Source organism: Spiroplasma endosymbiont of Thecophora atra (genome assembly GCF_964019735.1).
Classification (GTDB): domain Bacteria; phylum Bacillota_I; class Bacilli_A; order Mycoplasmatales; family VBWQ01; genus Spiroplasma_E; species Spiroplasma_E ixodetis_A.
In genome coordinates, this window is sequence record NZ_OZ026464.1 from 898003 (window position 1) to 923446 (window position 25444).

Sequence of the window (25444 nt, forward strand, 5' to 3'; positions counted from 1 at the left end):
TTTTTAACTTTTAAGTTTTATAAAATCTTATTATTAAAATAAAGTAAATATTATACAAATTTCAAGTAATTACTAGTATAATGATTTAAGAATAAAAAAGAATAATTAGTACAAATAAAACTTGTTATTTTAAAGGAGAATAATATACATGAATAAAAACTATAAAGATACATTATTAATGCCTCAAACTAACTTTGAAATGCGTGCTAATTTAACTATAAAAGAACCACAACTACAAAAATATTGACAAGACCAAAAAATATATCAACAACTAATTAACAAAAATAAAAAATCTACGAAAACTTTTATCCTTCATGATGGACCTCCATATGCTAACGGTGATCTACATTTAGGACATGCATTAAATAAAATTTTAAAAGATATTATTGTTCGCTATTATAATAGTAGCAATTATTATGCACCCTATATTGCGGGTTGAGATACGCATGGTTTACCTATTGAAACAGCAGTTACTAACTCAGGAATTAATCGTAAAACAATAGCAGTATCAGATTTTAGAAAACAATGTCAAAAATATGCAGAACTGCAAGTTGCTAATCAAATTAATCAATTTAAAACATTAGGATTATTAACAGATTTTGAAGATCATTATGTTACTTATGATAAAAAATATGAATCTGAACAAATTAAAGTTTTTGCTAAAATGGTAGAAAAAAAACTAGTATATCGTAATTTATATCCTGTATATTGATCACCATCAAGTGAAAGTGCCTTAGCTGAAGCTGAAGTTGAATATTTAACAAAAACTAGTGTTGCTATTTATGTTGCCTTTTTACTAAATGATGAAAAAAAAATATTTAACTTACCTACCTCACTAGTAATTTGAACAACAACACCATGAACCATTCCTAGCAATCAAATGTTAGCAGTAAATGAAGAATTTACATATAGTATTATTAAGACTAATGAACAACAATATATTATTGCACAACCATTGATTGATTCTTTTACTAAAGCAAACAACATCACCAATTTTACAATTGTTAAAACAATTTCTGGTAAAGATTTAATTGGATTAACAGCATTACATCCATTATATCAAAGAAAAACCCCAATCGTTCATGGTTCTCATGTTACTATAAATGATGGAACTGGAATTGTTCATACTGCTCCAGCGTTTGGTGAAGAAGATTTTGATTTAGGATTAAAACATAATATCAAAATTCTTTGTCCAATTAATGATCAAGGTCAATTTACAGCAGAAATCAATGATGAACAATTAGTCAATAAGTTTTATGATGATACTAATAAAATTATTGTTGAGCGCTTAAAAAATAATGGTACATTAATTGGTATGAAATGATTTAAACATCAATATCCACATGATTGACGAACTAAAAAACCCGTTATTTATCGTGCTACTTTACAATGATTTATCGCTATTGAAAAAATCAAACCATTACTTACTAAAAATATTAATAAAGTAAATTTTGTTCCTGAATGAGCAAAAAAAAGAATGTTATTAATGACAAATAATCGCTATGATTGATGCATTTCTCGTCAACGTGCTTGAGGATTACCAATTCCAATTTTTTATACTGAAAAAAAAGAACCAATCATGGATATAAACCTTATTAATCATGTGGCTGATTTATTTGCTAAACATGGTTCAAATATTTGATTTGAAAAAGAAGCAAAAGATTTATTACCACCTAAATATCAACATAAAGATAGCCCAAATGGTATTTTTTATAAAGAACAAGATATCATGGATGTTTGATATGATAGTGGTGTTTCCCACTTAGCAGTTATTAAAAATAATAATTTACCTTGACCAGCAGATTTATATTTGGAGGGTAATGATCAATTTCGTGGTTGATTTAATTCAAGTTTAACAACAGGAACTATTACTAATAATAGTAGTCCATATAAAAACTTGTTAGCACATGGTTTTGTAACTGATGCTAAAGACAATAAAATGTCAAAATCAATTGGTAATGTTATTAGTGTTAAATCAATTTGTGATACTAATGGTGCTGATATTTTACGATTATGAGTAGCCAGTGTTGATTTTACTGATGATACAAGAATTGGTACTGAAATTTTAAAACAAGTTAGTGAAAACTATCGTAAAATCAGAAATATTTTTCGTTTCTTACTAGGTAATTTATTTGATTTAGATATCAAAACTATTGAAAATAAAACAGAAGAAGAAATTATTAATAGTTTATCAGAAGTTGATCAATATATTTTAAATAAATTAAACGGATTAGTGATTAAAATTAATGAAAATTATCAAACTTACCAATTTAATACTATCTATCATTTAATTTTAAATTTTGTTACTAATGATTTGTCTGCTTTTTATTGTGATTTTACTAAAGATATTTTATATGTTAATAGCAAAAAAGACATTAGAAGAAAACAAGTACAAATAACAATGTTTTTAATAGTAAAAACTTTAATTGGTTTATTAGCCCCTATTTTACCACACACTACTGAAGAAGCATTCCAAAGTTTAACTAAAAAAGATTTAAACACAAGCAGTGATTCTATTCATTTAAAAAAATTTCCACAACCATGAAATTTAAACAAACCAACAAAACTAATGGAAAAATGAGAATATTTTATTAACTTTAAAAATGAAGTTAATAAAGTTATTGAACAAGCTAAAAAAGACAAAATTGTTAAAACAGCCCTAGAAACAATAGTAACTATTATTTTTAAAGATAATCATAATATCTTATCAACAATTGATGAAAAAGAATTAGCACAATTATTAATTGTTAGTGAAGTTAATATTAATTATAATAATAGCAACGTTAATGATTGGACTATTAATGTTAAAACAAAAGATGGTACTAAATGTCCTCGCTGTTGATTAATTGTTAATGAAACAAAAGAAGATGTTTGTAATCGTTGTTTTGAAGTGTTATCCTTAATAATGTAAATAACTAATATTAGTTTAGAAAGAAGTAATTATGGAATTTTCTTGATTAGCAATTAAAAATCATTTAAAAACACGTGATTGAAAATGATTAACTAAAATAATTTGTTTTTGCGCAATTATTATTCTAATTGTCACTGATCAAATGATAAAATTAGCAGTACAAAATGGAATAAAAGCTGGTGAAGAATATAAATTCATAACCGGATTTATTAATTTAAAATTTATTATTAATTATGGTTCTGCTTTTAGTTTTTTTCAAAATCAAAGAATCTTTCTAATAACTTTTGCTTTTCTACTAGCAATTGCTAGTAGCACCTGACTATTATTTACTAAATCTATTAACAGAGCACTAGGTCTCAGTTTTGTTATTGCAGGAACAATCGGTAATTTAACAGATAGATTTTTACACAAAGGTGGTGTTATTGACTTTTTATTATGACAACTATTCCCGCCATATACTATTTTTAATACTGCGGATATATTCATTACCATTGGTATCACAATTATTATTCTACAAATAATTATTGGAACCATAATTAATGCCTATCAAGAAAAGTTTGGAGAACACAATAATGAAGTCAACAATGGAACATTTACAACAATCATCAATGACAGAAAATCAAAAGATGATAAAACTAAAATATCATGAAAACAAAAATATCCGCATCGACAAATATTTAGCAATGGTATTAACAGAACATCATTATTCACGAAATTTTATCCAAAATTTAATCACTAATGGGCAAGTAATAGTTAATAATAAAACTATTTCATCAGCTAACTTATTATTAAAAAATAATGATGAAATAAATATTATTATTAAAAATGACAAAGATAACACTTTAAAAGCAACTGCAATTGATTTTGAAATAGTTTATGAGGATAATGAAATTCTTGTTATTAACAAACCTAATAATTTGGTTGTCCACCCAGGAGCAGGTAATTGAGATAATACTTTAGTTAACGGATTATTATTCCAGTCTAAAATTGAAAATATTGAAGAAAATAATTTACGTCCAGGCATTGTTCATCGTATTGACAAACAAACGACAGGATTATTATTAGTAGCTAAAAATAAAATTAGTCATCATATTTTAGCAGAACAATTACAAAAACATGAAATTAAACGAATTTATATTGCATTAGTTCATGGTACAATTAAAGGTAGATCAGGAACCATTAAAGCACCTATTGCTAGAAGCAATAATAATCGTCTAAAAATGATGGTCAATGAACAAAATAGTAAGAAAGCAACTACTCATTTTACAGTTATTGAGCGATTTAAAGACTATACTTTAGTTCAATGTCAATTAGAAACTGGTCGAACACACCAAATTCGTGTTCATTTTGAGTGAATTGAACATCCAATTGTAAATGACCCTTTATACAGCAAGTTTAAATTGGAAAATGCTAATATTGGACAATACTTACATGCTAAAGTCATTACTTTTACTCATCCCACAACTAAAAAAGTTATGACTTTTGAATGTAATTTACCTGATTTTTTTGAAAATAAATTACAATTATTACGAAAGGAAAGTGTTAAATAATGGATAATAATATTCTAGATATTTTAGGTTTACAATTAGTTGATTATTTTATTAGTCATCAAGATTATCGACCATTTAATGTTCCTAAAGAATTAAAACTACATGTTAAAGGTGAAGTATATCTAACTAATAAAGATAGTAATACTTATCATATCATTAAAATTATTAAAGAAAATAATTTTAATCCTCACCATTTAAAAAACAAAGATGAAGTTTATGAAATTTTACATAAACAATTAGCAGATGAAGGTGTTAAAGATATTCGTTATTTAATGGTTATCTTAAATGATGATAACCAAAACGAAAATCGAATGTCACCAGCAGTTGATGTTATTATTGCTACTAGTGATAAAATTGTTCAAGAATTATCTAAATTTTATCCTAGTATTACTAAATTTATTAAGGTAGACTTACCCCAACTTGAAACTGAAACTGAAAATAATGAAGAGACTAATGAAGATAATAGTACTGGAACTTTAAGTGATAATTGAAAAAAAGTTAATTTTCAAAATCGTCGTTACTTAAGCGAAACATTAAAAAAATGTACTAATGCTAATTTGGCAGTTACCTGATTTCTTTTTATAATTCCTATTATTACACTTGTTGTTTTTCTAGTAATTATAAATCTTAGTCAAGATGATTGATTAGCATTAGATTATAAAAAACAACATTTGCTTTTTGGTGCCAATTATCATAACTTAATATTTGGTGCTTATCAATATTGAAGGTGATTAATTTATCCATTTGCTGGTAATGATATAAATCCTTCAGCTCCTATTAATTTAATATTTTCACTTTGAATGTTTTATCGTGTTGGCAGATTTGTTGAAGGATTTTATGGATGATGAAAAGCAATTTTCATTTGAATTGGTGCAATGATTCTAACTGGTATTTTACAAAGTGTTGTTGATAATATTAATATCATGTCAGGATTTTGAGTTTTTCCTGTAATTTCATTAGGAGCAATGTTACCTTTCATTTGAAATTATAAATTATTTAAAACTCCAATTATGAGTCGTTTCTTTACAACTATTTTATTAATGTTAATATTTTGATTTATAACTGATCAACAAGTAGTGACATTATTATATTGAATGATTGCTTTTGTCACAGGATGATTATTTGCTTTTTTAATAGGATATCATAATTGTAAAATAACTGTGTATTATGCTTTTAGTCCAATTGCTATTGGTTCATTAGTATTATTTGCTGGTTTGCTTTGAGGTTTAAATAGTTATTATCCTGTTGATGATAATAACTATACTTTAGAAGTATTAAAACAATATCAAAAACTTGGTTTAATTAGTCAAAGTACTATTAATAGTATTATGCTTAATTACTTTCATATACAAGTATAAAAAAAGTAGGATTTTTCCTACTTTTTTTATAAATAAAATTCTATATTTTTTTTAATGCGTCAAATAAATACTTTTCTTCCTCTTTTGTAAGAAGATTAGTATTAATAACTATTTGTCTACTATTAATATCAATAATTTTAAAATCTATAGCAATATATGAATAATTATTAAAATTAATTTTTAATCTTTCTGATCATTCAATTATCATAAAATTATTCATCATTATTTCATAATATTCTTCTAAATGAGGATTAATTAAACGATAAGCATCCATATGAATTAAATTTCATTCATATTTAGTTTGATACTTATTTCAAATAATAAAAGTTGGTGAATTAATAATATTTTTAACTCCAAGTAAATTACCAATTAATTTAGTAATTTGCGTTTTACCACTACCAAGCGGACCATTTAATAATAAAATTAAATTTGGTTTAGCAATTTTAGCAATTATTTTGGCAAGAGTATTAGTGTCATCTAATTTTTTTAATATATATACATTTTTTTTCATAATAACCTTCTTTGATAATTATTTTATACTTTACAAACTATTATACAAAATAATAACTTATTTTCTAAATTATTATTTTTCTTATTTAAAAAATATTAATGTTCATATGTTTCTTTTTTAACTACCACTTTTTCTTTACTTCTTACAAAAAATCATTGATAAAAACCAAAGCATGAATTACCAAGAGCAACAATTCACATTAATAAAAGATTTACATCCAAACGATTATGAGCAGCTCCCGAATACATAGCTATTTGAAAAATATTAACGATTATTCAAAAAATTCATTGTTCACGAAAACGTAATAACATTAGTATTTGCGCAACAATACTTAAAGAATTAGTTAATGAATCTAGAATATGTGGTAAAACTTGTTGAAAAGTATTACCATCAAAATCATATTTCCCTAAAATTACACGTGAAAATTCAGGAATTTCAAAATAAAAAAATACTGATAAAACAATTGCAAAGTAAATAGTAACAATACTTGTTTTTAAATTTAAACGTTTAGAAATTATTTCTTGTTGTGAATCTAAATGAAATTTCCATAAACTATAGCCAATAAATTGAAAAGGCAAAAAGAAAAATAAATTCAACTGCATATCACCAACATAATCTCAAACTAAAGCAATACAACCATAAATACTAACAGCAAAAAAACCTCAAAAAAAATTAGAAATTTTACCAAACGAAATTAAAATTATACAAATAACATTAGTAAAAGCAGCAATACCATTTAAAAATAATAATACTTGCTGTCAAGGATGATAAGCTTGACGATTTACAATAGTTCAGACCGAAGGATATAAATTAGGATTAATAAAATGATTCAAATCAAAAAATGTATTTCATAACATAAAAATCCCTAAACAAATAATAGCTACTTTAGCAGAAAATGGAATTTTATTAAGATCTTTGGGTATTGATAATAAAAAATTCTGGGCGGTTGTCAAAGTTACGAAATAATTAATTATTATATTAGTAACTTATTTCCAAAAATGAATTATTTGAAAAATAATGAAAAATTAGACAAAATTACTCTCTTTAACCCTTAAATTTATATTCGACGTATTTTAAAAAATATACATTTAAAAAAAATAAAAATTATTCTCAAAGTTATTAAGGAAAAGACAAGAAATAATCTTGTCTTTTTTTGTAATTGTAAAATTTTAAAATTTTTAATAAACCTCTTTAACGCTATTATCAACAGGTAGATTGTCAAAAATCCGGAATAAATTAAATCGTTGTAGTCTTATTATTATGTTAGACAAGAAATAATTTGGATTTTTATGAAATTGTAAATTTATCTTACTACTAATTTAAAAATATTACAATTAAAATACTCAATTTTATAAATTATAAAAATATTTTAATAATTTAATTAACATAAATATATAACAAAAATTCTTATTAACTTTTAATTTAATAAGTTTTTTTAATTTTTTATTTTAAAATAAGTAAAATTATGTTTTTAAATTTATTTGATTACATTTAAAAATAACCATTTTTATATAAATAAAAATACTATATGTTCTATTAACAATCATTTCTTTTAAAACATGTCAAATATTTGTTTCAGTAAAACAACCAATATTTCATTTTGCACCTTGATTAACAATACCTTTTTTATTATTTTTAAAATATTGTTTTTTTAACTTTTTATGATTATCTAATTCTTTATATAAATAATCAATTAATTGTTCATATTGACCATTATTAATGAAATCTTTACAATTATTATATTCACTTCAATATTTTCCTTTATTTCCCGCCATTATACCAAGATATAATGTTCTAATTAAATGGAATTTATCTAAAACAAACTCAGCACCAAGATAATCTGCTACATCTTTAATTCATCCAGCACTATCTCCACAAATAATTATTTTTGCTTGTTCAACATTTTCATAAAATTTTTGACAATGTTCTTTAACAAATTCAGCAGTTTTTTTAACTCCAATTGCTGTTCTTGTTGGTCTAATAATTGCTTTTACTCTTTTATTTTGTACTTTATGATTAATATTATCTGTATATGTTGTTATTAATCTCATAGAGTGTTTTATACCTTTACGTTTAAAATCTCAAAACTTTCGATGTCCATCATCAATTGCTACAAAAATAGGTTGATTTTTTTCTAATTTTACTTTTACTGGATTTGCTTCAATTACTTTTAAATTTTTAAAAACTCTATGAATAGAACTAAGACTAATACCTGCTTTTTTACAAATAGCACAAATATCATGATATCTTTTTCCATCAGCAAAATATTCAATAATAGTTTGTTCAACATCTTCACCAATTCTTTTATATTTAGGTAATTCTAGTCATTCATCAACTAAACAAACACGAACTCATTTTTGTAATTTTTCATCAAAATATTCATAAATTCTTCTTTTATAAGTTACTAATCCATACATTATTTTTCTTGTTCGATATTGATAATCAACAATTTTATATTTCTTTTTGTCTCTTGTTTTAAATATTCTTCAATCTCGTTTTTCTCACTTATTTGTTATATATTCTAAAACTAATTTATCAATTTTTGCACTTTCTTCTCTAAAATTTCATTTATAATTAAAACTCATATTTTGCTCTCCTAATCTTTTTTATACTAATTATTAATTTTAATTTACATAAATTTAAAGTGTTAAAATATGGTAAATAATATTAATAATTTATTTTATTCACAATAATCCACATAAGAACGTAATTATTATTAAAATAATGGTATTGCGAAAAAAAGTACTTTCATATTTTCAATATAATAAGCAAGTAGCATTCAATTAATAATATAGGTATCATAAAATAAACACCTTTAATTTAGGCGTTATTTTGCGTTTAAAATCATACTTGTAAAAATAATCAAAAATAGTACAATTTATAAGTAAAATCAAGGAAAAAAGGAGTAATTTAATATGAAAACATCTAAAAATAATACAACAACATGATATGTAGATAATATAAACGGAGTTAGACAATCAATCACTTATAATGAAGAAGTATGAGAACATATAAATTTAAATGAAGTAGTAGAAGATAAAAAAATAAAAAACAATAAACAAAAACAAAATATCAAAAAAAGTAAATGTTGTTCAAAACGTTGTACAATTTTATAAAAATATAAGTAAGGAGAAATTTATTATGAAAACATGAATAAAAGCAAATTTAAGTAAAATAACATTAGCATTAGCACTAACTGGTGCAACAACTGGAACAATAGGATTAATCATGGGGGTTAATTATCCATAATCTTAATGGACTTAAATATTTTTTAGCATCAAATAAGGAACCTATAATGGGAGTTCAAAAAATATGAATGTCTGATATTCATAATATATCAGTTGATATTAAAAGTGAATTTAAAATTTATTTTGCTGATACTCCTAAAAAAACCAAATTTTATAATGATGGAGATTCTGTTGAAAGAATAGATATACCATGAGTTAAAGATTATTATCCTGATGGATATTTTTGATAATTAAATTTCTATATTTATATAAGAAATATTCTCATTATATTTATCAAATAAATTAATATTTTGTAAATTTATTTCTTTTTTATCGGTTATTAAAATTAAATCATAATTTCCAGCACCAAATATACCACTAATTTCAATCCGATTTAAGTTGTTAATCGGATTTTCAATTTGTAATTCAAATTCACTATTATTATCAATTTTTAAAATTTCTTTATAAAATTCTAATTTAGAAAATAGTTGAGATTTATTTGAACCATATAAATTTAAAGCGTTTTCAATTTTGTTTTTTTCAATAATTATTCTTGTAAAATATTTTCCATATTCACCGTTAGCTAATGTTCAATCAGCAGGAATTAATGACGGAATATTATTACTTTCTAATTCATTGGTAATTGATAATCAATTAAATTGATTGTCATCTAACTTGAATAATTCATTTTGACTAATATCATTATTTTTTAATTTAATGTCATTAATATCAGTAAAATCAAAATATGGAGATTTTAATATTACCTTTACATCTTTAAATTGCCAAATATCATTTTTATTAGGTTTTATTGGACTTGATTTTAATTCAAAATAGTAAGGTAATAAAATCTTATTATCATCATTTAATCCTTTATTTATTGATAAAGATGAATAAATATATTTTGACAACATAATAAATACTTGTTTAAATATTTTAACTTGTAATAAATCAATATAATTTGGATAATCTAATTCTCATTGCTTAAATAAATTAGTAATAACTTCATCAGGTTTTTGTCCCGAAAATGTATCACGTAATTCTGCTATTTTATTTGTTGATTTACCCGTATGTTCATCATAAGTTGCTCCTTCAAAATTTCTATTATAGTTATATGTATAACTTAACATATTTAATAATAGTTGTTGTAAACTATCATTAGTTGGTGCATCTTTTATTTCTAATTCAACATCTAAAAATTTATCATTTGTAGCAATACTTGTATATTCTTTACCAATTGGACCACTCTGAATTTTTCATACTTCTTTATCTTTAAGTTCTTTCTTTTCTTTTAATGGTCATTCTCCAAAAGAATAAGAACTTAAAAAATATCCTAATCAAGCATGTGTAACTCTTGCGTTTTTAATTATTTCTTTTCTTGTTTCTTTACCTCCACCAATAGCAATTAAATCTAAAACTGATTTTTCTTGATTTATAAATTGTTTTGCTAAGTTTCAAGATAATATTTGTTCACTAAATCATTGTTGTAATATTCTAACTTTTGGTTGCGTTTCAATAGGCATTGATAATAGCGGAAATGCTATCTTATCTTTAACAAATAACTTTGGGTATACTTCCATATTGTCAACTTCACCAAGTACCTTTATATTGCCAAAAATCATGCTTCTAGGAGCTTTAATTTTTAAACCAATAACTTTGGTATCTTTGTCTAATGGTTTTTGTAATTTAATAATGATTGGATAACCATCTCTTGTTTTAAAATCTTTAATTTTAATAATAGTTATACTTTTAGTACTTCTTGTTTTTGGATTTTGATAAGGTTGTGAATAATTATTAATAATATATAAATTATCAATATTATTTTCAGTTAATGGTTCATTTATACTCACTGCATATAATTTAAATTGATTTAATAAATTTATTTCTTGAAAAATTAAATTTTTAATATCAGTCATACTATATTCAATAGTATTATCATTAATGTTTGTACTTGCTCTTTGATTTAATTGCATAGTAAAGTCTGATGTTTCAACAGCAGTAGCTTTTAATACTTTATCAATATCAATAAAACCAATTTTAATAGTATTTGCTGAAAATCTTAAACTATTATTTTCATTATTTTTAAATAAGCGTTCAATTTCATAAATATATAAAGTTCTTTTTTTAAATTCATCGTATGCTCTATTAATATCTGGGTCACTAGTAGCGCGCATCATATTAGTAAAGTCATAAGGAATATTATCAATTAAATAATCATTTTCTACTTCTGCTTGATTAAGTTTAGTTTGTTTCTGTGGAAACTTCGTTTGTGGTTTGTTGTTGTTTTCCATTGTTCTCTCCTATTAATTGGTTATTTTTGGGATTAAATAATTTTAATTTAACTGTTAAATTATTAATTTTTTGTTCATCATTAATGTTAAATGTTTTACTATTTAATAAATCTTTATCCATACGTACTAATATTTGAATAAATTTAAGAATATCAATATTAAATTGTCATAATTTTTGTTCAATATAATTAATGGTTGAAATATTAACTGCTGTACTTTCTGGAACTGATTGTTGTGCTGATTTCTTTTGACTTGGTATATGAATACCACAACGTTTAAATATTTCATTAACATTTCAATCATATATATCAGTTAAATTTTTACCTTTAAAATTACTATTTGTCATATTGATATTTTCGTTTTGTTCATTATTATCTCCACCACTTTTAAATATGTAGTTTTTAGTAACCAAAGTTCTTACTGCTTCTTCTAATGCTGATTGAACATTACCATAAGTTTGACTAAATATAAATTTAGGTGAGTTTAAAATAGTATCTAAAACAATTTGTTCATAAATAACATCTAATGCTTTAATTTTATCCATTACTTTATCACAATCTGCTTGTTCATTTGCTTTATTTCTCATAATTGCTATTGGTATATAATTAATATTTAGTATTTGTTCTTGTACTAAATTGGGATTATTAATGTATGATTTAAAATCTAATTTATTTTGTTTTTTAGTATCATTAATACTATAAATTGCACGATTAATTGTTACTTGTTCATTGTTTAATGTATAAACTTCAAATAATCTTACAGTTTGTGCATTTTGTTCATAATTATCATAAAAAATAGTACATTGAATTAATTTACCAGTAATATCATAAACTCTTTGTTGTATGTCAACTACTTGAAAATATAAATTATCATTTGCAATATAAATTAAATAACCACTAATTCCTAATTTACTTAATTTAAAAATAGAATTTCAATTTTTTCTATAAAATTCTTGTTGAATTAAATATTGTTTAATGGTTTCATTATTAATTTCTAATGGAGCATTATATAAATTAGCATTATTTTCTGCTACAAAATCAGTAAAATAAGTTTCATGGTTAAAATCATTAAAACCAAAATAATTTAAAATAGAAGCATGTGTACTTTTATTTTTATTAGTTAAAAATTTTAATTTTTCACTTTGATTATCATTAATATTGCTTTTATCTTTTCTAAAAAATTTACCTAACATAATATTCACCACCTTTCTTAAAATATTTGATTAATTTTTAATATGATTTTTACAATGATAAATATAATTAAACCTGCTGTTGCTGATGATAAAATTACTCCTATTAAACCTAAAATAATTTTTATAATTTTAAAAAACATAATATTATTCCTGTAATTCTTCTAATTTTTTAAAAATATAATCTCTACCCATACCCCACATTATTCTATTGTTATAAATATTAATTTCAGTTTGTTGGTTATTGTTATTATTTGCTATTCATAAACTACTTTTTACAACGCTTGTATCTAATTGATAATAAAAATTAATTATTTGTCAACTATAATTTTTATTATTTTCTTTAGTTGTATAATCACCATAACTTATATATATTCTATAATGTGTTTTATCTTTAAATATATATTTTATATAATTTTGATTATTATTATTTTTATCTGTTATAATTTTTCCTACTTCTTTTCAATTTGAACCACTTGGAGGAATTGGAATTGGTTGTGGCTGTTTTTTGATAATTTCATTAATAGCACCAGCAATAGTTTTATCAGTAGTTTCTAAACTAAGAATTTCAGTACCAATAGTATTAATAGAAAAAGCATATTTAAAATGGTCTTTATCCATTTTATCTTCTAATTTTTTATCTATTTCTTCTTTTTTATAATAATCAGATAAATCTACTTTACCACCAGTAGCACTAATTTTATTATTTTGATCAATAGTTATATTAGTACCAGCAATTAATTTATCTTGTTTTTTATCAATATTTAGTTTATTTTCATTAATTGCTGGAACAATTTGTTTAACAACTGTTTGTAAATTCTCATCATCAATATTTTGCTTTTTATCCAACAATTCATTAGTTTCTTGTTTTGTATAATAATCATGTCCAGAAGTTTCTTCTGCTATAAATTCAGTTGGTGTACCTTTTCCAATATATTGATATATTTTAGAAATAAATCCTGAGTAATATGTTCCAGATGTAGCACTTGCACGAATTTTATAATTAATGCAAGTTAAATATAATCTAATATTATTAATTTCATCTGAATAAAAAGTATCTAATAGAGTATATGATTTTATTGCAGATTCTTTATCTAATTTAAATATAGATTTTCTAGTATATTTATATTTATAAATATCACTTTCATAAATATAACCTCATATTACTAATATTTCTTTATTTAAATTATCAGTTGAAAGTTCATTTGATATTTCTTTTCATAATGGACTAGTTTCAATATTAAATCAGTTATTTTTAATATCATCAATATTTTGTTTATTAATCTCAATTTTATTTTCTAATAATTTGATATTATTATCAACTTTAGTTTCTAATAATTTAATAGTATTTTCATTTGTAGTAATTCGTTTTTGTTGTTTAGCAGAAAAATCACAAGTTGGTGCATGTGTATAATCACCAATTTGTGGATTATTTTGTAATGCTTCTTGTGGTAATGTTCCAATTTCATCTGGTCAATCTAAAATCATTGTTTCAGTTTCTTTATCATAATCTGTTGCAACATAACCTTTATTAACAAATTTACTAACAGGACCTCTGTATATTTCATTTTCATTATCATCAACTAAATCATCATATAATTTAATTTGTTTTGATAATGTAAATTCTTTTTGTTGTTCAATTAATTCATCAACTTGATTTCTAGTATAAAATGCTTTTAAGTCAATTTTTTCAATATCTATTTCATCATCATTATAACTTGAAAATATTTGTTTTAATTCTGTTAATCTTGCTCATATTTTCATTCTACTAGGTGCTAAATCTCAAACATTAATCGTAGGAATACTACTTGCACTAAATTGACTACCATTATTAAATTGAATAGTAGCATCAACATTAAATTCAATTGGTGTACGATTAAATACTCAATGTTCAACCATTACATAAACCATATCTCTTAATGTTTCTTTAATTAATTCATCTTTAAAACTATCAAAAGGAAATTTAGATAAAATAAAATCAAGATAAGCATTAATATCATTTTGAGCACGAATAGCAAAAGTTTTAAATCAATCATTAACATTAGGTCATGTCTGTATATATTGCTGTGGGGTTTCTGTAATTTTTCCAGTTAATGGATATCAGTTATTATAATTTTCAAGACTGACATCAGTTCAAAGTTTATTAATCATAATTTATCATTCCTTAAAAAATGCTTTTTTATAATGCTTAGTTTTTGTTTTAGTTTTTCTATGTGATATATGGATAATTTCTTTTTGTAACTTTTTCTTACCTTTTTTTACAACTTGACTATATGCAAATTTTTCTAAATGATGTAATAGTCCAGTGCCAAATAAAGTATTAACTGAAAATTTTAAACCAACACTTTTAAATGATTTATTAATATTTTCAATAGGATTATTAATAACATTTACTACTTTATGATAAGTTCTTATTATTCTAAATATTTCTCTATATACTTTAAAACTATCTCTAATTACTTGTTGTACCACTGGTGGAGCAAATGCTATTGCTTTTAATCATTTATTACGATTAATACCATAACCAATGTATCAACCACTATATCAACGATATCAATGAAATGGATGTATTTGAGTAACAAAAGTTTTTGCTTTAAGAATACTATCAACAACTGTAATTGGTTTATATTTAGGATTGCGATGATAAATAGTAATTGCACATTTATCTAATGATAAAGGTTGAATTTTACAACCCATAAATACTTGTGAATTTAATGGAATTAATTGTGCATGTTTAATTGCTCTTTTTTCTGCACTAGTAAATAAATCAGTTGCTTTTTGTTTTAATTTATTAATCTTTTCAAATGCTTGTTTTTCTAACTTTTCAAATTTTTCTTGTAATTTATATATACTTTCTCGTATTTTTTCAAAATATGGTGTATTTTTTCAAAATTTATTTAAACCTTTTTTTAAATAAAATCTAATATCCAAATATTTAAAAATTTTATTTGCATTTAAAACAATCTTATGAATTGAACTTTTTTTAAAATTAAATTTAATAGCATTAGCACGAATTTTTTGTAAATCTAAAATTAAAGTTTTTCCATATCTATTTTCTGTATATATTGTATGAACTAAATTTAATCAATCATGTTGATTCATAGATAGTACTTTTTTTAAATCAGTATTAAATTTTTTTAAAAAGTTATTTGCTTTTTCAATATCTTTAATTTTAAATTTAGGAGTTAATTGTGGACTTAATTTTATTAATGTATTTTGTAATAATAAGTGTTCTTTTAACTTTTGTGTTTCTAGTTTTTGAAAATTATTCTTATATTGTCTTTCAGCAACATAACCTAAATCTCGTAATACTGTTTCACGATTAGGAGTAAAACTATAATTCATTAAATAACGTTTATTACCAATAATTTTATCTGTTAAAATTTCTTTTCCACTTACTTGACTAATAATTTCTTGTAAATTTTTTGCTTCTTTAACGCCAATTTGTTCTAATGTTTTAGTTTTTTGTGTTAGTTTAATAAATTTAGTAGTACGATAACCACGACTAATTTTATTAAGTCCAGCAAATGCAGGTAGTATATTAAAGAAAGTATTTCATTTTGTTACATTTCCTTTTAAATAATCATAAACTTGATTAATAGTAAAATCAGTTGTAGCATAAATACCAAAATTAATGGCACTTGCAATAAAATCACTTGCACCTAATCCAAGGGCTACGCTTTCACTTAATCCACCAGTAAAAGGAGCAAGTGCTACTGCTATTACTTGTACACCAATCATTTCTAAAATTTCTCATCAAAAACTTTTATTTTCTTGTTGTTTACTTATTCTAGTATGTTTGGGTTTATTTATGTTTAAAAGTATTGCTGTATTAGTTGTACCTATTGGCATGGTATTAATTTCCTTTATTTAAGAGTTATTTTAATTTGATTTGTTGTTCCTTTATAATTTAAGTCATTAACATTTGCAGTAATAGTTATATATAAGTCACCGGCTTTTTGTTTTTGATTACTTACATTAGTTTTTCCTTGTGCATCACTAAAATATTTAATAGTTGAATTTGTTAAATTTGGATTTAATGATTTAACTTCATTAGTACTTTTTATTTGTGTATTTAATTCACTATTATTGTTATTAACATTTGCAGTAATATCAATTGTTAAACTTGTAATTTTAGTTTTTAAATCAGTTTTTTCTGTTTTAATAACTCCACATAACATTCATCTTGATGTTGTTTCATTATTAGAAATATATGGTATTGCTTCTCCAACAACTTCACCAGCAACTTTATATGCTCTTCCTGCTTTATCATCTTTAATAAAATCTACATAAATAACTGTATTTTCTATCATGTATCTTTTCATTGCTCTTGGTGTTGCTAAAATAAAGGTCATTAATTGTTGTTCATTTTTATCATTAGTAAAAACCATATAGTCATCAAGAACGATTTCACATAATACACCTTTTACATATAAATTATTTCCATTTAAACGTAATTGTTGTGCCAACTGATTATCAGTAATTAAACCTTTATTATCTGCTAAATAAACTAAACTATCATAAAGACCATTAGTAATAAAAAATTTACTATTTGCAATATTTCTAAATTGAAACAAAGTATTTCAAGCAGATAACATTGATTTTAAATAGCCTACTGGTGTTGTATCTTCAATATCGATTTTAGTAGCAAATTTTGCAATTGCTTGTGTATCATCAATTGCCAATTTATCTGCTAAATCATTTGCAACTTCATATTGCATACTATCTAATAAATTTTGACCATTATTTGCTTTTAAATCTACATCTGTAATAATTTCTCCTGCAAGATATTTTTTAGTTATTTTTTTACTAATTTTATCTGTATCAACATATGGTAATTCATATCTTTTACTTTTATCATCTCAAGGAATAATTTTTACTTCTGGTTTTTTTGGTTTTTTAACAATAAACTCAATATTTACTGAGTCAACAATTTCAGTAGGAAAAAAGTTTGCCCATGGACTATTTGAAATTTTAAAAAACTCTATAAATTCTGGTGCTTCTACTAATCTCTCTGTATTGTCTAAATTTTGATTAAATGGTACTGACATTTTATTTCTTCCTTTCATTTATAAATAATTTTTCTTTTTATAATTAATTAAAAAATTTTCTTTATCATTTGGTTTATTATTAATAATTATTTGTTTATTGCCACCTGTATTAATTGTTTCTTTAAATACTGGTTGTTCTTTAATCATTTTTTTAATAGTTTCTTCAATTTTTGAATTTTCTAAATTATTAGTTTTAAATTTTAAATAATCATAAAATTCAGTTTTAACTTGATATTTTTTAAATATATTAATCATTTCTTTTTCTTTAATTTCTTGATTAAGTTTATTTAACTTATTTTCTGCTTCATTAACTTTATTTTCTATTTCTTGTTGAGCATTATTTTCAGTTAAAGGTTCAGTTGTTTGTTGAACATTATTTTCATTTTCTAACATTTAACATTCTCCTAATCTTATCCCAGTAATCAATCTTTAACTAATTGTGGCATTTCACTTATTAGTTTTTTATAATCATTAACAGCATTTTCTAATGTATTGATATCAGAAAATTTAAAACAATTATCAATATGTAAATCAAAATCTCTATCAATACTGATATCTTGTTTTCTATATTTTTCATTAAATTCAATTTTTGTCATATTATTTTTCTCCTTTATTAATTTTTTCATTTAATTTTGCTAATTTTTTTTGATGTTTTATAATTTTGTTATTTGCTCTAACATGTTTTGGAGTTGTGATAAATCTTTTTAATAAAACAATAATTTCTCTGCAAATTAATGTTCCAACACTTGTTCCAATAATTATTAATTCATGTAAAAATTCTTTCATTTCAATATTTTCCTTTCAACTATTTATTTTTAATTTTTAATTATTCATCAAATTGACCACCATTAATTCTTTCAATCATTGACTGTGAATTACTTATAATTTTTACTAATACAGATATTTCTTTATTTAATTGTTCCATTCTCTCTTTATATGTCTGAATTTCATTATTATAATATTCAATAATTTTTTCTTTATTCATTGCTTTTCACCTCCCTTATAAACTCATGTGATTGTAATCTCAATTTAATGAAGCATTATCATTATTTAATGGTACTTCGCTCATATTATCACTACCATAATATTGACTTGCAGTTTCACTATTAATAGTAAATCTATTGTCATTAATTAATCTTGCAGTTTCATCATTAAATGATGTTTCTTACATTTCTTCATTATGATTTGTAGTTTCCATAGGTATTAAATTATGGATAATTTCACTTGCACCAGCAATTATGGTAGGTACTGCATAAGCATTATTAAAATCATTATTAATACCCATAGCACCACCACTTGATATTAAACATCCACCAGTAGCCATATTACAAATCTTTCTTATTGTTTCAAATTTATTAGGTACTAACTCCGTTAATCCATTAATAAGATTTGATATACCATAAGCATTTAATGAAATATAAGTATCTCAATCCATTAATGACTGATTTTCTTGCTTATTTAATAATAATCATGGAGGACCCTCAGTTGTAGTTGTAGTAGTTATTGGAGTTGGTGTTCTTGGAATAATAGGATTAATATTATTTTCAGTTCATTTACTATAATTTGCTAAACCAATTATTCCTAAACCTAATAGTATTTTTTTACTACTATTAATTGAACCTAATAATGGATTATCTATTACTTGACCATAATAAGCACTTGTACCAATCATTGCACAAATTGGACTTATTCCAGTTCTAATTAATTTAGTTAAAGTATAATTTGATTGATTTTCTATACTTGGCATTTTCTATTCTCCTTTAATTTCTAATTTTTTAACTGTTACTTTAATTCAACCTTGATAAAAATCATTATCACCAACTATTAATGCAACATTACTTTCTGGGTCAGAAACAATTATGTGTTTGGATTTAACATTTGGGTATTGTCTTAAAATAATTGCTCTAATATCATTACTTGTATGAATTTCTTTTGGAAATGGTGATAATATTTCAATTTCATCTTTATTTTCAAACAAAGTAGGTAATATTATCATTAGTCAAATTCACCTCTTTCAAGTCTTATAATTCAGTTTTCTAACTCATAAAGTTTGGATGAATATTCTATTAATGAATTATTTAATAAATCTATTCTTTCTTTCATAGAAATAATTAATTTTTCTTTATTCATAATCAAATTCACCAATTTCAATATTTTTGTTTTTTATTTTAATTAAAAAATCTTTTAAACATATTTTTTCTCATATATAAAATTCTATTTGTTTAAAATATTTAACATTAGATATTTCATTTGTAAGTCATGTTATTCGTTCTTCTAAATCTTTAATTAATTTTTCTTTATTAATACAATTTTTATGTCTTGATTTATTAATTTCATCAACTTTAATTCTATTTTCTTTACAATATGCTCTTCCATATTCATCAAATTGCTCATCTGTCATATTTTCACATTGTCTTTGTCTTTGTTCATTTTTAATTTCATCATAATATGGTTCATGAATAAATTTTTCAAATGTTATTGTTTCAGTTCATGTACATCTATTCATTATTTATTCTCCTTATTTGATTATTTTTTTTCTAAATTTTTTGCAATTGAATTTAATAATTTTAAAACTTTATATTCATTTTTTAATTCTTTAATAATAAATATTAAAAATATTATTAGTGTTATACTTGTTATTAATATTGGTACTATTAATAAAATTTTTCATAATATCATTTTTTACTCTTTTCATTTTTTAAATCATTTAACATTAATTGAACAAAATGCACGATTTTTAGGAATATTTAAAGTATTAAAAATTTGACCAGTTACTAAAATTTCATCATTTTTGTTTAATAAAATACAGCGTCTATAAAATTTTGGGTTGTTAAAAATTAAAGTAACATAGTTTAAACCATTTCATTGACCACGAACACTATAATATAATTCTTTATTAACTTTTTCGTAATATTTTGCTTCAATAGTGTTACTCAGTTTTACTTTTAATTTGACATAATTTTCTTTATCTTTCATTTTTAGAATTCCTTAAATAGTATTGAATATGTTTATATGCATCTTGTTCATGTTTTGTTAATTTTATATTTCCTTTATAATTTTCTATTTTAGTTTTATTTTTTGGTTCACTTTCTAAATAATCTCAATTCATAACATCTTCTACTAATACCATTAATGCACCAATAATTTTAGGTGTTGCTAATGGATTAGTTAATAATTGTTTTGAACTTAAAAAGAAATTTTCTACAATAATTAATATTTTTTGATTAATAAATTGTTTTTGAATTAATTGAAAATATTCTTTATACATATTTTTACTTTCTAAAACTGTTTTAGTTTTAAATATTTCATTAAAAATAATATTATTAGTTTCATTTGAATATATAACGATTCCATTATTACCAATTCCAGCAGGGTCAATTCCAATAATTAAGTCATATTGCATATTAATCAAATTCTCTGCATTGTATTTTATTAATTAAAATTTTAATAATATCAATTGAACCTTTTAATTTATTTAAATAATATATGTCTTTTTCTTTATTATATTGTTCTATATCACTATCTAAAATTAAATTTAATCAACTAATTAATTTTTCTTTATCCATATTTATACCTCCTACTTAACCTAATATTTAAAATACAGTCATAACAAATTGCTTTACCATTTTTATCTCTTAAAAAATATTTTCTTGTTTTTATATCATTAGTATTAAAGAATAAATAATCTAATTTATTTTGTTTACATGTTCAACAAAAATACTTTTTCATTATGATTTGAAATTTCCTTATAAGAAGTAACTATATAATTAATTGGTAAATCATCATGTTTATATGGATTATTTATTTTAAAACCTTTTCTGTTTTCTTCTCACGTAATGTTATATTTAAAACAAGGATTAGTAATTTTAGTTTTGTTATCTGTTATTTCACCGATAAATCAACTATTATGCTGGTCATAAAATTTTAATGGTTCAAGTTTTATATCATTAAGATAATATTCTTTTGGAGCAGTTGGTTTATTAACAGTTATTTTTTGGTCTTTAATATATGGTTCTAATAATTTTATTAATTCATTACCACTTAATTCTCTTTTAATATTTTCTAAATTAAAAACTCAATATGTATATTTATCATCAGCAATAAAACTATTATTTTTAACCATTCATTTTGGACATTGTAATTTATATTCACCATAATCAATAAGAATAGATTGTGGTCTATCTTTAACAATTTGTTCTTTTTTAAATTATATTTGCATAATAATCCTTTCCTAATATGTTCTGTTGCTTCTAGCATAAAGAACATATATTTTGATTTTTAGATTATTAATAATACTACTATTCGTTTTATTCATTCCATGAAAACTGGGCTCAAAAATAAATTATGAAATTTTAAAAAACATTGAGGCATTCGATTCAATATTTATTTAATTTGTGTTGAACAAATTAATATTTTAATTGAACCGGCACCGCTCAATTTTTTTTACAAGTTTTAAATTTATTTTCTCGCCCAAAAAAATTTTTTCAAAAAAATAAAAAATAAAACCAACACTTGCTCACTGGGGAGTGGCAAGGTTGGTTAAATAAAGAATAGAATTAATACAATAGGTCCCTACAACAGGTCTATATATACTAGTTTCCAATTCGCTCCCACCCCAAGAATTACCATTAATGGTTAGTATATTTTATTAGGTATCACTCCACTTTTTATTTATCCATGCAAGTCCACATACTAGCTACTATTTTTAACAACTGTGTTGTAGTTCACTTTTTTAGTTCCCTAACACGTGTTGATAATAGCGTTAAAGACGGTTATTAATTATTAACTTCTCCTACTTGGTCACTGCGTGTAGTAGATATTTAAAGGATGTTAATAATAAAAATTTTAAAATTTTACAATTACAAAAAAAGACAAGATTATTTCTTGTCTTTTTCCTTGTTAATAATTTTTATTTTATCTTTTAAATGTATATTTTTTAAAATACGTCGAATATAAATTTAAATTTAAGGGTAAAAGAGAATTTAATTTGTCTATCATCATTTTTAAATGGTAATTTTGGAAATAAGTTACTAATATAATAATTAATTATTTCGTAAATTTGACAACCGCCCAGTAACTTATAAAAGAAGAATTTATGAATATTTTGATGAAAAATTACAAAAATGAGTTCGTGTTTGTTTAGTTGATGAATGACTAGAATTACCTAAATATAAAAGAATTGGTGAAGATGTTGAACAAACTATTATTGAATATTTTGCTGACGGAAAAAGATATCATGATATTTGTGCTATTTGTAAAAAAGCAGGTATTAGTGTTAGCACTGTTCATAGAGTTTTTAAGAATTTAGAAGTAATTGAAGCAAATCCAGTAAAAGTAAAATTAGAAAAAAATCAACCTATTTTTGTAGCAATTGATGATGGACATCGAAAGTTTTGAGATTTTAAACGTAAAGGTATAAAACACTCTATGAGATTAATAACAACATATACAGATAATATTAATCACAAAGTACAAAATAAAAGAGTAAAAGCAATTATAAGACCAACAAGAACAGCAATTGGAGTTAAAAAGACTGTTGAATTTATTAAAGAACATTGTAAAAAATTTTATGAAAATGTTGAACAAGCAAAAATAATTATTTGTGGTGATAGTGCAGGGTGAATTAAAGATGTTGCAGATTATTTAGGTGCTGAGTTTATTTTAGATAAATTTCATTTAATTAGAAGATTATATCTTGGAATATTGGCTGGAAATAAAGGAAAATATTTAAAAGAATATAATCACTGTAAAAATTTAATTAATAATGGTAAATATGATGAATTAATTGACTATTTATATAATCAATTAGATAATCATAAAAAATTAAAGAAAAAATATTTTAAAAATAATAAACAAGGTATTGAAAATCAAGGTAAGAAATGAAATATTGGTTGTTATACTGAAACAAATATTTGACATGTTTTAAAAGAAATGCTTGGTAATAGAACATATAATATTTTAATTTATATTAAAATGGTTATTTTTAAATGTAATAAAATAAATTTAGAAACATAATTAATGAATGTAATAATTACTTATTATTTCACAATTTGCAATAGCATCTCAAAAATTATTATTTTTTATTTTTCTTTTTAAACCAATAATTAAGAATGTTAATGACAAAATTATAGAAATAAAAATTGGAACTACAATTGTAGAAAAAATAACTGCAATTTTTAACCATAATAAAGAATAATTATAAGAATTATGAATAATATAATAACTTCCAAAATTATTAAGGCAAATATTGTTATTAGTTAATATATAATATCAACTGTATTTACTTCATAAAGTAAAACCATTATATTCATATATTAAAGGTTCTGTATTTTTAACTAAATGATTACTTTTAATAGTTACTAGTTCTTTTCCATGAAATAAACCTAGTAATAATAATCCTGCAATAATAATTAAAATAGTTAAAATAAATAGTACTACAGTCAATAACTGTAATTTTTTAAGTGCTTTAATTTTCATTTTTAAATTCTCCTTAACTTTACTTCATAAGTTTAACATTTAACAAACTTAATTATAAGTATTTTAGTTGCAATATTTTTAAAAAAATTATATCATTTAAATACAATTTCATAAAAATCCAAATTATTTCTTGTCTAACATAATAATAAGACTACAACGATTTAATTTATTCCGGATTTTTGACAATCTCCCAAAATCTTTTATATTTTTCTTTCTTTTTATAAATCTAAATTTTATATCTTTAAACATATTTTCTTCCTTTTAAATTTATTTATTTATGTTCACTATTGTATTATTCAATCGTAATTTTCCATAAATTGCCAATATAAGTGCATCATTAACTTTATCTAGTTCACTCTCATTAATAAAAATACCATTAATACCATTTTCACCAATACTACCATCACCTTTACCAAAATAACTTAACTTTAAATCTAAATTCAAACTAGATAAATCAACAGCATAAAAATGTCATATTTTTATTGAAGTTTTATTAGCATAGTAACTACCAAGTCTATAAATACAATCAAGTTTTAAGCTTCTAATATTAATTCCTGTTTCTTCTAAAATTTCATTCTTAACAGTTTCTAGTGATGATTTACCTAATTTACAACCACCTGTTAGAGTACTAAAAAATGATATCTTTTTATTTTCAAATAAAGGATTCTTTTCTTTCATTAATAAAAATCAATATTGATTGTATTTATATACAAAAGGTAAAACTGCAACTCCTTCATTATTACATCATGGTTCACTAACACCTGTCATAAAGCCATTAGTAATTAACTTTAAAAATTTGCCCATAATAAACTCCCTTTACTATAAGTAATATTATAACATTAACTTAAAATTGAATTTCAAATTTTATACTAACTAAAAATA

Annotated in this window: 33 protein-coding genes; 7 read left to right on the forward strand and 26 right to left on the reverse strand. The window is 22.6% G+C overall.

The features are described 5' to 3' along the window. Positions 1 to 148 precede the first annotated feature (148 nt). From ileS to AACL05_RS05090, 4 genes are read left to right on the forward strand one after another with little or no spacing between them, the layout of a single operon-like run. Positions 149 to 2911 (forward strand): isoleucine--tRNA ligase, encoded by a 2763-nt coding sequence (gene ileS, locus AACL05_RS05075; RefSeq protein ID WP_338960305.1) that lies wholly within the window; start codon positions 149 to 151, stop codon positions 2909 to 2911. Between the two features lie 31 nt (positions 2912 to 2942). Continuing rightward, a complete protein-coding gene (lspA, locus tag AACL05_RS05080; protein ID WP_338960306.1) occupies positions 2943 to 3650 on the forward strand; it encodes a signal peptidase II in 708 nt (235 codons plus the stop codon). Further along, positions 3595 to 4461, forward strand: a complete 867-nt coding sequence (locus tag AACL05_RS05085) for an RluA family pseudouridine synthase (RefSeq protein WP_338963044.1) — start codon at positions 3595 to 3597, stop codon at positions 4459 to 4461. Before lspA ends, AACL05_RS05085 begins: the two co-directional genes overlap by 56 nt. Then, the gene (locus AACL05_RS05090) at positions 4461 to 5819 is read left to right on the forward strand and encodes a hypothetical protein (protein WP_338960307.1); all 1359 of its coding nucleotides are present in this window, start codon (positions 4461 to 4463) and stop codon (positions 5817 to 5819) included. The genes AACL05_RS05085 and AACL05_RS05090 overlap by 1 nt, the downstream gene beginning before the upstream one ends. A 40-nt stretch (positions 5820 to 5859) precedes the next feature. On the opposite strand, the gene tsaE is transcribed toward AACL05_RS05090, so the two are convergent. The 3 genes from tsaE to AACL05_RS05105 all read right to left on the reverse strand — a co-directional run bounded on the left by tsaE (position 5860) and on the right by AACL05_RS05105 (position 8915). Continuing rightward, positions 5860 to 6330, reverse strand: a complete 471-nt coding sequence (tsaE, locus tag AACL05_RS05095) for a tRNA (adenosine(37)-N6)-threonylcarbamoyltransferase complex ATPase subunit type 1 TsaE (protein ID WP_281749327.1) — start codon at positions 6328 to 6330, stop codon at positions 5860 to 5862. 95 nt (positions 6331 to 6425) lie between these two features. Further along, positions 6426 to 7283: a nicotinamide riboside transporter PnuC gene (gene pnuC / locus AACL05_RS05100; protein ID WP_338985829.1), complete on the reverse strand. Its 858-nt coding sequence runs from the start codon at positions 7281 to 7283 to the stop codon at positions 6426 to 6428. Between the two features lie 510 nt (positions 7284 to 7793). Further along, positions 7794 to 8915 (reverse strand): Mbov_0401 family ICE element transposase-like protein, encoded by a 1122-nt coding sequence (locus AACL05_RS05105; protein ID WP_338960312.1) that lies wholly within the window; start codon positions 8913 to 8915, stop codon positions 7794 to 7796. 330 nt (positions 8916 to 9245) lie between these two features. Between AACL05_RS05105 and AACL05_RS05110 the strand changes: the two genes are divergently transcribed. Together AACL05_RS05110 and AACL05_RS05115 are read left to right on the forward strand one after the other, a co-directional pair. Beyond that, complete coding sequence (locus tag AACL05_RS05110) at positions 9246 to 9446, forward strand: hypothetical protein (protein ID WP_338960314.1); 201 nt, start codon at positions 9246 to 9248, stop codon at positions 9444 to 9446. A 200-nt stretch (positions 9447 to 9646) separates the two neighbouring features. After that, complete coding sequence (locus AACL05_RS05115) at positions 9647 to 9808, forward strand: hypothetical protein (protein ID WP_338960315.1); 162 nt, start codon at positions 9647 to 9649, stop codon at positions 9806 to 9808. On the opposite strand, the gene AACL05_RS05120 is transcribed toward AACL05_RS05115, so the two are convergent. The 21 genes from AACL05_RS05120 to AACL05_RS05220 form a co-directional block, all read right to left on the reverse strand. After that, entirely contained in the window at positions 9809 to 11845 is a 2037-nt protein-coding gene (locus AACL05_RS05120) for a hypothetical protein (protein ID WP_338960317.1), read from the reverse strand. After that, on the reverse strand, positions 11796 to 13037 hold the full coding sequence (locus tag AACL05_RS05125) for a hypothetical protein (protein WP_338960319.1): 1242 nt from the start codon (positions 13035 to 13037) through the stop codon (positions 11796 to 11798). The genes AACL05_RS05120 and AACL05_RS05125 overlap by 50 nt, the downstream gene beginning before the upstream one ends. Positions 13038 to 13054: 17 nt before the next feature. Continuing rightward, positions 13055 to 13177: a hypothetical protein gene (locus AACL05_RS05130; protein ID WP_255495924.1), complete on the reverse strand. Its 123-nt coding sequence runs from the start codon at positions 13175 to 13177 to the stop codon at positions 13055 to 13057. Between the two features lie 4 nt (positions 13178 to 13181). Beyond that, positions 13182 to 15185: a hypothetical protein gene (locus AACL05_RS05135; protein ID WP_338985831.1), complete on the reverse strand. Its 2004-nt coding sequence runs from the start codon at positions 15183 to 15185 to the stop codon at positions 13182 to 13184. A 3-nt stretch (positions 15186 to 15188) separates the two neighbouring features. Next, positions 15189 to 16886 (reverse strand): hypothetical protein, encoded by a 1698-nt coding sequence (locus AACL05_RS05140; protein WP_338960322.1) that lies wholly within the window; start codon positions 16884 to 16886, stop codon positions 15189 to 15191. 14 nt (positions 16887 to 16900) lie between these two features. Next, positions 16901 to 18085, reverse strand: coding sequence for a hypothetical protein (locus AACL05_RS05145; RefSeq protein ID WP_338960324.1), 1185 nt, complete (start codon positions 18083 to 18085; stop codon positions 16901 to 16903). Positions 18086 to 18103: 18 nt separating this feature from the next. After that, positions 18104 to 18478: a hypothetical protein gene (locus AACL05_RS05150; RefSeq protein WP_338960326.1), complete on the reverse strand. Its 375-nt coding sequence runs from the start codon at positions 18476 to 18478 to the stop codon at positions 18104 to 18106. Between the two features lie 17 nt (positions 18479 to 18495). Then, positions 18496 to 18681, reverse strand: a complete 186-nt coding sequence (locus tag AACL05_RS05155) for a hypothetical protein (RefSeq protein WP_174480219.1) — start codon at positions 18679 to 18681, stop codon at positions 18496 to 18498. A 1-nt stretch (position 18682) separates the two neighbouring features. Next, on the reverse strand, positions 18683 to 18871 hold the full coding sequence (locus AACL05_RS05160; protein ID WP_174481134.1) for a hypothetical protein: 189 nt from the start codon (positions 18869 to 18871) through the stop codon (positions 18683 to 18685). Positions 18872 to 18911: 40 nt separating this feature from the next. Beyond that, complete coding sequence (locus AACL05_RS05165) at positions 18912 to 19070, reverse strand: hypothetical protein (protein WP_338960327.1); 159 nt, start codon at positions 19068 to 19070, stop codon at positions 18912 to 18914. 180 nt (positions 19071 to 19250) lie between these two features. Beyond that, positions 19251 to 19832 (reverse strand): hypothetical protein, encoded by a 582-nt coding sequence (locus tag AACL05_RS05170; protein WP_338960329.1) that lies wholly within the window; start codon positions 19830 to 19832, stop codon positions 19251 to 19253. Positions 19833 to 19835: 3 nt separating this feature from the next. After that, the gene (locus tag AACL05_RS05175; RefSeq protein WP_338960331.1) at positions 19836 to 20081 is read right to left on the reverse strand and encodes a hypothetical protein; all 246 of its coding nucleotides are present in this window, start codon (positions 20079 to 20081) and stop codon (positions 19836 to 19838) included. After that, positions 20081 to 20215: a hypothetical protein gene (locus AACL05_RS05180; protein WP_338956809.1), complete on the reverse strand. Its 135-nt coding sequence runs from the start codon at positions 20213 to 20215 to the stop codon at positions 20081 to 20083. The genes AACL05_RS05175 and AACL05_RS05180 overlap by 1 nt, the downstream gene beginning before the upstream one ends. Further along, positions 20208 to 20591, reverse strand: a complete 384-nt coding sequence (locus AACL05_RS05185; RefSeq protein WP_338960333.1) for a hypothetical protein — start codon at positions 20589 to 20591, stop codon at positions 20208 to 20210. Before AACL05_RS05185 ends, AACL05_RS05180 begins: the two co-directional genes overlap by 8 nt. A gap of 20 nt (positions 20592 to 20611) precedes the next feature. Further along, on the reverse strand, positions 20612 to 20764 hold the full coding sequence (locus AACL05_RS05190; protein ID WP_338957299.1) for a hypothetical protein: 153 nt from the start codon (positions 20762 to 20764) through the stop codon (positions 20612 to 20614). Between the two features lie 3 nt (positions 20765 to 20767). Continuing rightward, a complete protein-coding gene (locus AACL05_RS05195; protein ID WP_338960335.1) occupies positions 20768 to 21061 on the reverse strand; it encodes a hypothetical protein in 294 nt (97 codons plus the stop codon). Continuing rightward, a complete protein-coding gene (locus AACL05_RS05200; protein WP_338960337.1) occupies positions 21051 to 21488 on the reverse strand; it encodes a hypothetical protein in 438 nt (145 codons plus the stop codon). The genes AACL05_RS05195 and AACL05_RS05200 overlap by 11 nt, the downstream gene beginning before the upstream one ends. 1 nt (position 21489) lies before the next feature. Then, positions 21490 to 21651, reverse strand: coding sequence for a hypothetical protein (locus tag AACL05_RS05205; protein ID WP_338960339.1), 162 nt, complete (start codon positions 21649 to 21651; stop codon positions 21490 to 21492). Then, positions 21644 to 21814, reverse strand: a complete 171-nt coding sequence (locus AACL05_RS05210) for a hypothetical protein (RefSeq protein ID WP_338960340.1) — start codon at positions 21812 to 21814, stop codon at positions 21644 to 21646. The genes AACL05_RS05205 and AACL05_RS05210 overlap by 8 nt, the downstream gene beginning before the upstream one ends. Further along, on the reverse strand, positions 21786 to 22208 hold the full coding sequence (locus AACL05_RS05215) for a hypothetical protein (RefSeq protein ID WP_338960342.1): 423 nt from the start codon (positions 22206 to 22208) through the stop codon (positions 21786 to 21788). Before AACL05_RS05215 ends, AACL05_RS05210 begins: the two co-directional genes overlap by 29 nt. A gap of 291 nt (positions 22209 to 22499) precedes the next feature. Next, positions 22500 to 22688: a hypothetical protein gene (locus AACL05_RS05220; RefSeq protein ID WP_338960344.1), complete on the reverse strand. Its 189-nt coding sequence runs from the start codon at positions 22686 to 22688 to the stop codon at positions 22500 to 22502. A 512-nt stretch (positions 22689 to 23200) separates the two neighbouring features. On the opposite strand from AACL05_RS05220, the gene AACL05_RS05230 reads away from it, so the two are divergent. Continuing rightward, positions 23201 to 24100 carry an Mbov_0401 family ICE element transposase-like protein gene (locus AACL05_RS05230; RefSeq protein WP_422397370.1) on the forward strand — a complete coding sequence of 300 codons (900 nt, stop codon included), beginning with the start codon at positions 23201 to 23203 and terminating at the stop codon, positions 24098 to 24100. On the opposite strand, the gene AACL05_RS05235 is transcribed toward AACL05_RS05230, so the two are convergent. Both AACL05_RS05235 and AACL05_RS05240 read right to left on the reverse strand, forming a co-directional pair. Further along, positions 24101 to 24562 (reverse strand): hypothetical protein, encoded by a 462-nt coding sequence (locus tag AACL05_RS05235; RefSeq protein ID WP_338960349.1) that lies wholly within the window; start codon positions 24560 to 24562, stop codon positions 24101 to 24103. It lies immediately after the preceding gene. A 267-nt stretch (positions 24563 to 24829) separates the two neighbouring features. Further along, positions 24830 to 25366 (reverse strand): hypothetical protein, encoded by a 537-nt coding sequence (locus AACL05_RS05240; RefSeq protein WP_338960351.1) that lies wholly within the window; start codon positions 25364 to 25366, stop codon positions 24830 to 24832. Positions 25367 to 25444: the final 78 nt, after the last annotated feature.